This is a genomic window from Shewanella septentrionalis (genome assembly GCF_025370265.1).
Lineage (GTDB): Bacteria > Pseudomonadota > Gammaproteobacteria > Enterobacterales > Shewanellaceae > Shewanella > Shewanella hafniensis.
In genome coordinates this window covers 155,626-167,261 of sequence record NZ_JAMTCC010000007.1, presented here as the reverse complement: position 1 = coordinate 167,261, position 11,636 = coordinate 155,626, and the positions used below count along the sequence as shown (strand labels likewise).

At 47.1% G+C, this 11,636-nt stretch carries 7 protein-coding genes; 3 read left to right on the top strand and 4 right to left on the bottom strand.

The window, feature by feature from the left end; translation table 11 throughout:
• Positions 1 to 94: 94 nt before the first annotated feature.
• Positions 95 to 2,671, bottom strand: a complete 2,577-nt coding sequence (locus NE536_RS05960; RefSeq protein ID WP_261272114.1) for a TonB-dependent receptor plug domain-containing protein — start codon at positions 2,669 to 2,671, stop codon at positions 95 to 97.
• Between the two features lie 382 nt (positions 2,672 to 3,053).
• On the opposite strand from NE536_RS05960, the gene NE536_RS05955 reads away from it, so the two are divergent.
• From NE536_RS05955 to NE536_RS05945, 3 genes are all read left to right on the top strand, one after another.
• Positions 3,054 to 4,508, top strand: a complete 1,455-nt coding sequence (locus tag NE536_RS05955; protein WP_261272111.1) for a sigma-54 interaction domain-containing protein — start codon at positions 3,054 to 3,056, stop codon at positions 4,506 to 4,508.
• 180 nt (positions 4,509 to 4,688) lie between these two features.
• The gene (ccoG, locus tag NE536_RS05950; protein WP_261272110.1) at positions 4,689 to 6,161 is read left to right on the top strand and encodes a cytochrome c oxidase accessory protein CcoG; all 1,473 of its coding nucleotides are present in this window, start codon (positions 4,689 to 4,691) and stop codon (positions 6,159 to 6,161) included.
• Positions 6,162 to 6,509: 348 nt separating this feature from the next.
• Positions 6,510 to 8,111: an AMP-binding protein gene (locus NE536_RS05945; RefSeq protein WP_126491312.1), complete on the top strand. Its 1,602-nt coding sequence runs from the start codon at positions 6,510 to 6,512 to the stop codon at positions 8,109 to 8,111.
• A 124-nt stretch (positions 8,112 to 8,235) separates the two neighbouring features.
• Here NE536_RS05945 and NE536_RS05940 read toward each other — a convergent pair whose 3' ends face one another.
• The 3 genes from NE536_RS05940 to hutX all read right to left on the bottom strand — a co-directional run bounded on the left by NE536_RS05940 (position 8,236) and on the right by hutX (position 11,555).
• Positions 8,236 to 10,140: an ABC transporter transmembrane domain-containing protein gene (locus NE536_RS05940; protein ID WP_261272109.1), complete on the bottom strand. Its 1,905-nt coding sequence runs from the start codon at positions 10,138 to 10,140 to the stop codon at positions 8,236 to 8,238.
• 219 nt (positions 10,141 to 10,359) lie between these two features.
• On the bottom strand, positions 10,360 to 10,917 hold the full coding sequence (gene hutZ, locus NE536_RS05935) for a heme utilization protein HutZ (protein ID WP_115335335.1): 558 nt from the start codon (positions 10,915 to 10,917) through the stop codon (positions 10,360 to 10,362).
• 38 nt (positions 10,918 to 10,955) lie between these two features.
• Entirely contained in the window at positions 10,956 to 11,555 is a 600-nt protein-coding gene (hutX, locus tag NE536_RS05930; protein ID WP_425347527.1) for a heme utilization cystosolic carrier protein HutX, read from the bottom strand.
• Positions 11,556 to 11,636 lie beyond the last annotated feature (81 nt).

Here is an 11,636-nt window from a genome sequence, read left to right as displayed (position 1 = left end):
GCTGCACTGCAGCCTTTTTGCTCACTTCAAATCTATAAAAGCCAAATTTCTTGAAAGGTGGGTTAGAAATCGCTTCTATAAATTGGCTTACCCATTAAAAACGGTAATTAACACGGCCATAGTAGAAGCCACCGTTGTAATCGAATGGCCCACTTTCATAGTAAACGCCACCAAGTTCGCCTAAAGTTCCGTCTTTCAGCTTTTGCGCTTTTTGGTCGAATAGGTTATTTGCCCCTACCACCAGGGTTAAGCCATCAAATAACTCATAGCTCACTTCCAAATCTATGGTGACAGCAGCATCGGCCATTTCAGAACCCCAATCAGAGGTATCATCAGCATGAGTCGCATAGTACTCACCGAAGTAGTTACCACGCAGTGACATGCTTAATTGATCCCATGACTGCGCCCAGGTCAAGGTTGCACGGTGTGCAGGAATACCATCTTCTAAACGGCGAACCTTGCCTTCATCAGTGGTTTCGGGGTCGTATTTATCAACGCTGGTATCGGTCCAACCATAGGCAAGACTGAATTTAGCATTACCCGACAGAATTTCCGCATCATAGGAGGCGACGATGTCGATACCTTGAGTCGTAGTATCAAAGTCGTTGGTGTAATAACTCACGCCTTGGATCAACTCAGGGAACTCAACGCCCGCTGCACGCAGCGCATCATAGTCTTTAGCTTCAACATCAATCTTACTCGACTGCGCAATACGACCCTCAACGCCAATGTTGTAATAATCGACCGTTAAGAAAAAGCTTTCGTATTCATACACTGCGCCTAACGCATAGCTTGTTGACTCTTCAGGCTTTAACACTTCCCCGCCATAAAATGCCGCAAGTGGATCGGTGGGTGGCGCAATAAACGTCTGGATCAGTTCACCATCGATAATTGATGTCTGCGTGTTGACGACGTTTTCTTGACCCACGGTTGGCGCACGGAAACCTGTGCTGTGTGATGCGCGGAACGACAACTCATCCGTTGCGGAATACTGCAATGTCAGTTTGTAATTTAACGTATCACCAAAGGTCGAAAAGTCTTCGTAACGCAGTGCTAAACCGAGTAACCAGTCATCACTTAAATAGGCTTCTAAATCAGTATAAATACCGATATTGTGACGAGAGTTTTTACCCGCAGATTCTGGGCCAAAGCCTTTAAACCCGTGCGCACCTATGTTGAAACCTTGGTTAGCATAAGGGCCAGCAATCCACGAGGCTTCATCACCTTGAGATATCTCAAACGACTCATTACGCCATTCAAAACCAGAAGCAAAGCTAATGTCTTCGATGCCGCCTAATGTAATGAAACGCGAGAAGTCTAAGTTAACTGTGGTTTCAACTTGCTCATAGGCACCCGTATCGAAATCAGTCGGCGTGTCTAATCCCAGTGATGGATTTAAAGAGTTTTTAAGGCCAAAACTGGCTTTGTTACTGCCCGTACCGGCACTGAAATCATAATTCCACTCGCCGATATCGCCTTTTACACCGGCGAAGAAAGACATATCTTCAATGGTGCCAGTGAACTGCGGCGTATAGCCACCGGGGAATATCTGGTTCATGGCAAAGCAATTTGGATCGGCAACCATCGCCTTGTAAGCATCAGTATCGAGTACGTTGCCGTCACTTCCATCAGCATTTTTAGGGATAGGCACAGCCGCACAAGTCGACTGAACACCATTAACCGCGCCCACGAGTAAATTCTGACCATCGTCATTGGAATACACGTTGCTACGATTTTGCGGGTAACGATAATAAAAACCACCTACGGCATCGCGGGATGACAGGTTCCCAAAGGCATAGGCATGCATATTGGCATTAATGTCTAAGCCTGAGTTGATGAACACTGAGTAGTCATCATTGATTTCAGGATTACCCCATACTTGAGCGGGGTCATTAATCGCAGTATTACCCTGCTCTGCTAAGTTAGCCGCATCGGGACGCTGCACACTTCGACTGGTTGCATCCGCATTTTTATACTGGAAGCTTAAGTTAACAAAGCCATTATCCGTCAACGGTAAACCAACATCACCTTCGACTGTGGTCGTGGCACCGTCACCCTCGTAATATTCACCTTGGGTCACTGTGATGGACCCACCATCAGAATTATCTTTTAAGACAAAGTTCATGACCCCTGCAATCGCATCAGAGCCGTATTGCGCCGCAGCGCCGTCGCGCAGCACTTCGACTTGCTTCAATGCAGAACCAGGAATAACCGAAATATCAGGACCTTGAGCACCATCGTTAATGCCGCCGCCTTGGAACGCAATCACAGCTGCGCGGTGACGACGCTTACCATTGACTAACACTAAAGTACTGTCGGATGGCAAACCACGTAAGTTAACGGGACGTACTAAGGTTGCCGCATCACTGATGGGTTGAGCGCGCGAGTTAAACGAAGGTACTGAGGTCACCAACATATCAATCATGTCAGTCGAACCATTCTTTTTTAAGTCGTCACTACTAATAATATCAATTGGAACGGGGGAATCACCGATTGAGCGTGGTGCCGCACGTGAACCAACAACCGCAATCTTTTCCACGCCTTCATTTTTAACAGCAGCGTCTTCTTCCTCAGCCATGGCTTGCGGGCTAATGAAGCTACCAGACAAAGCTAATGTAATCGCCAAACTGACTGCACTTAATCCAAACTTCTGCTTCTTTGAGGTCATCATATTCATCCCAACTGCTTATTATTTTTTTAGAATACCTGACCTGCTTTATGCGATTCTCATCCCTAAACCTTGCAACTACGGTCAATACAAAGTTATTTGTTACATAACAAGAACATTTTTATAACATAAATAAGACAATATCCAATGTTAAATCAGACTTTTGAATGAATATTAGTCATTTCTCTTTTAGATCAGTTTGTTATAGGTAAATATTTTTTAAGGTACTGCATTGGGTAAAAATGCATTTCAGAGTGCCAAAAATGTGAGTCCAAATGTCACCATAAAGAGGTAATTACTCAATAGTTCAATCAAAAACACGATATATCGCGTTATACGACTTAAGGTATACTCAGGCAATACCAGCCAAGCTTGAGTACCGCAGATGACAAATAAGATTTCGGTCAATAATGAAAAATTAGTAGATAAGCATTTCTTACCGGAAAACCAGTTACTGCTTAACGCTGTCGGTGAAGGTATTTATGGATTTGATTTAAGCGGTAATGCGGTGTTTATCAATCCAGCGGCAGAACGCATGACAGGTTGGAAGAATGAAGAGTTACTGGGCAAAAATATCCATAACTGCCATCACCACAGCCATGCGGATGGTAGCCATTATCCCCAAGAAGATTGCCCGATTTACAACACTTTAAAGGATGGTATTACCCGAGAAATCACCCACGATGTATTTTGGCGTAAAGATGGCAGCAGCTTCCCCGTGTATTACAGTTCCACCCCTGTTTACCGTGATAATGAACTGATTGGCGTAGTCGCGATATTTCGTGATATTAGTATTCAAAAGCAAACAGAGCAGTCATTACGCCAAGCATTGGCGCAAGTGCAGGCGCTCTCGGAGCGACTCGCCTCGGAGAATCATTATCTGCAGGCTGAACTTGCTGACAAAACGGGTGATGTGGATATTTCGGGCGCCAGTAGCGTGATCCGCCACATGATCCAGCAATTGCATATGGTGGCTAATACCGACAGTACTGTGCTCATTTGTGGTGAAAATGGCACAGGAAAAGAGCTCGTTGCCCGTAACTTACATCAACTCAGTCGCCGCAAAGACAAGCCGATGATCAGCGTCAACTGCGCCGCATTTTCGGCATCTTTGTTAGAAAGTGAACTTTTTGGTCACGAGAAAGGCGCATTTACCGGTGCCACCAGTCGCCGTAAAGGCCGCTTCGAACTTGCTCACCAAGGCACACTGTTCCTCGATGAAGTGGCAGAACTCAGTTTAGAAGCCCAATCAAAACTACTACGGGTCATCCAAGAGCAATCCTTCGAACGCCTCGGAGGCAGCGAAACCATACAAGTGGATATTCGCTTGGTCGCCGCTAGTCACCACGACTTACTCAAGCGGGTCGAGCAGGGATTATTTCGGATGGATCTCTATTACCGCTTGAATGTATTCCCTATTCAAGTGCCACCACTGCGCGCGAGGATCGAAGATATCCCCGAACTCGTCAGCCATATACTGCACAGTTTGAATCGTAAGTTAGGTAAAAAAATCCGCGGTGTGAGCCAAAAAGGGCTGCAAAAGCTCATGGCTTATACATGGCCGGGCAATGTGCGCGAATTGCAAAACATCCTCGAGCGCGAAGCCATTCTATCCCAAGGCGATATTCTGCAGATCCATGCGATGCCGAGCAACAACCCCTTAGCTCAAGCCCAAGGCCAAACCTTAGCGGAAGCGGAAGCCTTGCATATAGAACAAACCCTTAAGCGTTTAAACTGGCGAATATCCGGCCCACTCGGCGCGGCGAATGTGCTAGGCGTTCCCGCAAGTACACTGAGATCGCGGATGAAAAAACTGGGGATCCAACGTCAATCGACGTGAAATATAACTCAAATCACACAAGCAAAAAACGCGATATATCGCTAATGTGTGATATATCGCGATCAACATCTAACCAAAGTATTAAAATAACCATATATATCATAAAGTTGAATCAGTTAAAACTTGGCCTAGCGCTTGCTTTAGGGAGGCGAATCTTATTTAAGCCGTTAGGACCCTTTTATGCCCAAGAGCGAAGTTACCCCCAATTCTCCAAATGTGAATAAAAGTGTGAGCGCGAAACCTTCCTCAGTCGAGCTGCACATTCCGATTAAAATCCTCTCCAGCGAAACTGCAACAGGGAGCAATACGCCCTCAGGCAACATCCATTTTCGTGAGCAGAAAGGTGATTTTCAGCGCCTGCGAACCATGATGAATAGCCTGCTGATCGTGCTATTTTTCGCCCTACCGTTTATCTCCATCGATGGCCGCCAAGCGATATTATTAGATATCAGCCAGCAACAGTTTTTCTTCTTTGGCATCACGCTCTGGCCACAGGACTTTACCCTACTCGCATGGATTTTTATCGCCGCCGCCTTCGGTCTGTTCTTTATTACCGTATTCTGGGGCCGCGTTTGGTGCGGCTATCTTTGCCCACAAACGGCGTGGACCTTTATCTATGTGTGGATAGAAACGCGCATCGAAGGCAGCAGTAACAAACGCAAGCAACTCGACAAAGCGTCCTGGTCTGGCAGCAAAATAGGTAAAAGAAGCACCAAGCACTTACTTTGGGGTCTCGCCGCCCTGCTCACTGGCTGTGGTTTTATCAGCTATTTCATTCCCGCCCGCGAACTCTATATCGACATATTGACAGGCAATGCCAGCTTTTGGGTGACAAGCTGGGTCTGGTTTTTCGCCATTTGTACTTATCTGAATGCGGGCTGGATGCGCGAGCAAATGTGTCTACATTGCTGTCCCTATTCACGTTTCCAAGCGGTAATGTTCGATGCCAACACTAAAACCGTGACCTATGATGCACAGCGCGGTGAATCCCGCGGCCCGCGTAAACGTAAGCAAGAAACCAATCTCAGAGAGAGTAATCTTGGTGATTGTGTTGACTGTAATTTATGTGTCGAAGTGTGCCCAACTGGGATAGATATTCGTAACGGCTTGCAATATGAGTGCATCAACTGCGGTGCCTGTGTCGATGCTTGTAATGAAACCATGTTGAAATTCGATTATAAACCGAACCTTATCGGCTACATGAGTGAGAATGATCTTAAGGGAGTCAACTACTCCTATTGGCGCTCGCCGCGATTCTTAGGCTATGGCGCAGCGGTCGTGATCATGCTGATTGTGATAGGTTTAGATTTGAATAGCCGCAGCGAGATCCAGCTTAACGTGATCCGAGACCGTCAAAGCCTGTACCGCGAAACGGCTGACAATAAGATTGAAAATACCTATCAGTTGAAGATCCGCAACAAAACGCAGGACACTAAGCAGTATCAACTTGCCGTCGACAGTGAAATGCCCTTTAGTCTAATTGCCGATCCTATTATTACCTTGGCCGCGGGTGAACAGGTGGACTATCCCGTCACTGTATTAGCCGATAAGGATGCCATCCCGTCGGGGCGCAAAATGATCCAATTCTCGGTGACGGATGTGAAACAGCCAAGCCAGCAAGTGAGTCAAGAAACCGGATTCTTTAGTCCCTAGGCTTTTAGCGGTTAATATCGGTAACCGTCTACATTAACCGCTAAATCGGCGCTTGGTGAATCAACCTAAGCGCCGTTCTAAATCAACACTCATCCCCAAAAGACAGATCTCGAATGCGCTCCACTCACGCACTATTTAGTGCTTTATCGATGACACGATAATTACGCTATCGTTAACGCCTAAGTTTTAGAGTAAAAATACTATCTGTTACATAAAGATACCGTTATTGGCATAGCGATGTTTTTCGCGATAAGCATTGACCTCTAGTACTAACACCCTCTAATCTAAACACCTGTTTAACTCCAGAATAATAACAACTAATAAACATCATCTTTGAGGTAGTTCAGCATGGCATACGATCAAGACTCTCAACTCAAACTAGACTACTCATCACTGGTCGATCTGATCGAGAAAACCAGCCTACGTTATGGCGATAAACCCGCCTATGCCTGCCTTGGTAAAACCAGCAGTTTTAATGAGATAGAACGCGATTCTCGTTACTTTGCCGCCTATTTACAAAATAAGACCACACTCAAACCGGGCGATCGCATCGCCATTCAATTGCCCAATATCACCCAATTTGTCATCGCGGCCTACGGCGCAATCAGGGCTGGGCTAATCCTTGTTAATACGAATCCTTTATATACCGAGCGCGAGCTTATTCATCAGTTCAATGATTCTGGTGCTAAAGCGCTCGTGGTGTTATCCGACCTATTGCCGACCTTGGCCAAAGTCATCGACAGTACTCAAATAGAACTCGTCATCTCCACCCATCCTTTAGATTTGATCGATCCGCATGTGCAGCCAAAAACAGGGCTTAAGAATGTCGAGTTTTGTCAGATTTTAAAGCAAGGGGCTGACCTTCCTTTTAGCCGATTTATCTCCAATCTCGACGACCTCTCGGCGTTGCAATACACAGGTGGCACGACAGGATTATCTAAAGGTGCCATGTTGACCCACGGCAATATGCTCGCCAATGCGGCGCAGGTAAAATCCCGTATCGCGAGCGTGATCACCGAAGGGGAAGATATCTTTGTTGCGCCGCTGCCGATTTACCATATTTACGCTTTTATGGTGAACTTAGTGCTGTATTTCGAGTGCGGCGGTTGCTCGGTATTAATTCCAAATCCGCGTGATATTAGTGGCTTAATTAAGACACTCGCCAAATACCCCTTCACGGGATTTGCAGGCCTCAATACCCTGTTTGTCGCCCTATGCCATCAACCCGAGTTTAAAGCACTGGACTTTAGCCACTTAAAAATCACTATCTCGGGCGGCACTGCACTCACTGCCGCAGCGGCGAATATTTGGCAACAGACGACAGGCAATATGATCAGCGAAGGTTATGGATTATCTGAAACTTCGCCAGTGATTTCACTCAATGCGCCCGGTTATCAAAAACTTGGCACTATTGGTAAACCTGTGATTGGCACTGAAGTTAAACTCTTAGATGAAAACAACCTTGAAGTGCCCTTAGGTACAGCGGGAGAATTAGCCGCGCGTGGCCCACAAGTGATGCGGGGTTATTGGAATAATCCGCATGAAACCGTCAACGCTATGACTCCAGAAGGTTTCTTTAAAACCGGTGACATTGCCATAGCAACAGCGGAAGGTTTCCATCAAATTGTTGATCGCAAAAAGGATATGATCATAGTCTCAGGCTTTAACGTTTATCCTAACGAAGTGGAAAACGTGCTGGCGAGCCATCCAAGTGTGATCGAATGCGCCGTGGTGGGAGTAAAAGATGAACACTCGGGCGAAGCGGTTAAAGCCTTTATCGTGCTCAAGGATGATAGCCAAGATCATCAACAGGCAAAAGAGGCCATTCTAACCTATTGCCGTGAGCAATTGACCGCCTATAAATTGCCAAAAACCATTGAATTTATGACGCAATTGCCTAAGAGTACCGTAGGTAAAATTCTGCGCCGCGAGCTAAAAGATAAAGCTTAGAGACCGCACTTAAAGTGCCGTACTTAAAGACAAAGCTGATTAACAGAGCTTAGAGACAAACGCACAATAAAAGACCCAGTGAGCTAGCTTGAGCGTTTCAGCTAGCAACTGGGTTTTATTTTACCTAAATGGTCTCATTCAAGGCGCTGGCATTGGCCTCTTCGGTTAACAATTGCAGACTGGCAAATTCACGATATAACGCATTGGATTGCATCAACTCTTGGTGGCGTCCGCAGGCAACAATCTCACCCTTATCGAACACAAAAATCCTATCGGCATTGATCACCGTCGATAAGCGATGGGCAATAATCAAGGTAGTTTTACCCGCCATCAATACGTCCAACGCTTGCTTCACTTTCTGCTCGCTCACCGCATCTAAGGCGCTGGTCGCTTCATCGAGTAACAATATCGGTCTGTCGGCTAGAATCGCCCGAGCAATGGCGATCCGCTGTTTTTGCCCACCAGAAAGTCGCACGCCACGCTCACCTAAATAGGTTTGATAACCGTCAGTAAACTCGCTAATAAACTCGTGGGCACGGGCTGCAATACAAGCATCAATCACTTCTTGCTCAGTCGCATCGACTCGGCCATAACGCACGTTTTCAAGTACACTGGTCGCAAAAATCACTGAGTCCTGCGGCACCAGAGCAAACTGCGCCCGCAAATCCTGTGGCAGAAGCTTAGCAATATCAATTCCTTCCAGTCGAATACTGCCAGCGCTAGGCACATAAAAGCGCTGCAATAACTGGAACAAGGTACTCTTACCCGCGCCACTTGGGCCGACTAAGGCGACCCGCTCACCCGCGGCAATGGCCATATTGAGCTGTTTTAGCACTAAGGCATCATGCTCTGGATAGGCAAAGTTGAGTCCTTCTATCACTAACTCGCCACTGACCTTGGCGGGTAAAGCAATAGGATGAGCTGCAACGGGAATATCCACTGGCGTTTCAGCCAGTTCGATTAAACGTTCAGCGGCGCCAGAAGCCCGCTGGATCTCACCGATCACTTCGCTAATGGTCGCCACAGCGCCTGCTACCATCACAGCGTAAAACATAAAGGCGGATAGCTCGCCGCCCGTCATCTTACCCGCCATCACATCGTGGGCACCGACCCAAGTCACCATAGCAATTGCCGCGATACTTAAAAACATCACGGTTGAGATCAGCAAGGCACGGTAACGAATGCGACCGCTTGCCGCAGACATCACATCTTCGACGCGGGTGTTGAATAGGCTACGGTCTTTATCTTCATGACCATAGGCTTGTACCGTATGAATTTCATGAAGTGTTTCATCCACATAAGCGCCGAGATCGGCAACCCTGTCTTGGCTTTCTCGCGCCAGCGTACGCACTTTACGGCCGAAAAAGATCACCGGTCCCAACACTAAAGGTACAGCCAATAACACTAATAAGGTCATCTTAACGCTGGTGATGCCCATCATCACCAAACCACCAAGTACCGTCACACTAGAGCGCAATGCCATAGATAAACTCGAGCCCACCACGGTTTGCAGCAAGGTAGAGTCGGCGGTAAAACGGGAGATCACTTCGCCAGTACGCACCTTAGCGTAAAAGGCGGGCGAAAGTTTAAGCAGTTGATTGTAAACAGTTAGACGAATATCGGCACTGACCCGCTCGCCGAGCCAAGTCATTAAATAGAAGCGGCAAAACACCGCTGTGCCACTGACGGCGGTAATCCCAAGCACTAACAATATAATTTCATTCAGCCGCTGCGCATTGTCGCGCACAAAGCCTTCATCAACCATTAAGCGCACACCTTGGCCCAATGATAGCCAAGCGAGCGAGCCTATCATCAAGCAAATAATCGCCGCGACGACTTTCAGTTTGTAGGGTTTAAGAAACCCCATAATCCAAGGCAATACCGATCTTTGCTGCGCCGAGGTTGGTTTAACCTTCGAAGCATCAGCGCTTATTGTAGGCGTGACTGGAATTAACTTTTCAGGCAATGGCTCTGCGCCCGCTTTAATGGGGTTTGGTGATTTGGTTAATTCGACGGTCGGCTCTGTCACTGGGGTATCCTTCGGTAGGGAACGGCAATTCAAGCATAACATTCACCTGAACTGGGTATCTGCAAGCCGTTAACCGCGCAGCTTTGCTTAAAGCATATCAGTGAGATGCTACCTGTTGCGGGAAAATTCAAGGGCAAAGCGTGGTTTTACTCAAAAGAAAAGCATAAAACCAACCCGCAGCGAGTGCGGGTTGGTTTTATTGCCATCGCTTAGCACGACTTAAGCGACTTGCTGATTTTCCGGTGTTTTGGGCGTGCCATGGTGGCCATCACGCTTCCAATCCACATCTAACAACTCTGCGCCGCTCAGGCTAAATGCTTGGCCAAAACCTTTCACGTAAAGACCCTGATGGGGCGCGAGCTTGTATAAGTTAAAATCGGTTAATGCCGCAAGGTTATCGGACATTTCACCAAAACGGGCCGATAACACACTAACGCCCTTAATAAAGGCGGGCGTATCACGAGGCACGGCCTCGGCAATCGCATCGAAGGTCAAACGCTTGCGGGCAAAAACCGATTTGGCCGCAGTTTCATCTTCAACAAGCATCACTGAGACCTTAGATGAGTGCTTTAAGTTATGACCATGACGGGCTAAGTCACTCACTAGAATATAAAAACCATCATCAGCCAGTGCGAAGGGGGCATAACTCGCATTAGGCTGGCCATCTGTACCTAGCGTGGCCAGTTGCAAGGTTTCCCTTTGCTGTTTAAAGGCTTCTATCTCAGGTAAAAGCTTGTCTCTTAATCGTTGTTCTTGTTCGGTCATTTCAGGCTTCATTTGCTGTGTTCCTTAAATACTTTTGTAAATGCTGCAATTCAGAGGTGTGATTGCACCGAGGCAAAGGCAGTCGCGAGCGCTTTAAATTGGCGAACTTGTTCAGGAAACAGCGCCCTTTGTTTATCGCGACCTAAATACACTTTGAACACGACCTCACCTTCGCTGCCGAAGAAGTTAATCGAATGGCTCTCGCTGCCTCTAAAAGGTCTGCTGATCAAAGCGATGCCACGCATGGCATCTAATTTGAGATGCCCGTGCAAACCGTCGCCCTTGCTGTAAAGGTTATAATAACCATGGGCATATTTTCCCTGTGGGAAATCCCCTTTAAATTCAAATACGCTGCCCGACAACATCACAATAGTGGTTAACTTTCCCCATTCGGGTAAGGCTTGCAGTAATGTATCGAGCTGAGTTAACGGGACAAACACTACTTGTTCGGGCGGCAAGGCGGCAACGACTTCGAGCTCGGCAATGCCTAATTCACTGGCGAGCTGCGCTGGCATTAAATCAACTTGTTGCTCAAATCGTTGTCGCAGTTGCGTTTGTTGCTCACTTGGCTGATTTTGCTCACTTAGCTGACGTTGCTCAGAGCCTAAATCTGGCGCGACATCGAGCTCGCTATCGAGTGTCATCTTCATTTTACTGCCTCCAGCGGTAGTGACTATTGAGTGGCTTGGCATTAAACGCTGGCTCCCGTTTACCGCTTGCTCAGATTTAAC

Bases quoted from the DNA above. Each gene is read 5' to 3' on its own strand.
- hutZ (WP_115335335.1), bottom strand. From the start codon at position 10,917: ATGAAGCCTGAAATGACCGAACAAGAACAACGATTAAGAGACAAGCTT.
- hutX (WP_425347527.1), bottom strand. From the start codon at position 11,555: ATGAAGATGACACTCGATAGCGAGCTCGATGTCGCGCCAGATTTAGGC.
- NE536_RS05955 (WP_261272111.1), top strand. From the start codon at position 3,054: ATGACAAATAAGATTTCGGTCAATAATGAAAAATTAGTAGATAAGCAT.
- NE536_RS05945 (WP_126491312.1), top strand. From the start codon at position 6,510: ATGGCATACGATCAAGACTCTCAACTCAAACTAGACTACTCATCACTG.
- NE536_RS05960 (WP_261272114.1), bottom strand. From the start codon at position 2,671: ATGATGACCTCAAAGAAGCAGAAGTTTGGATTAAGTGCAGTCAGTTTG.
- ccoG (WP_261272110.1), top strand. From the start codon at position 4,689: ATGCCCAAGAGCGAAGTTACCCCCAATTCTCCAAATGTGAATAAAAGT.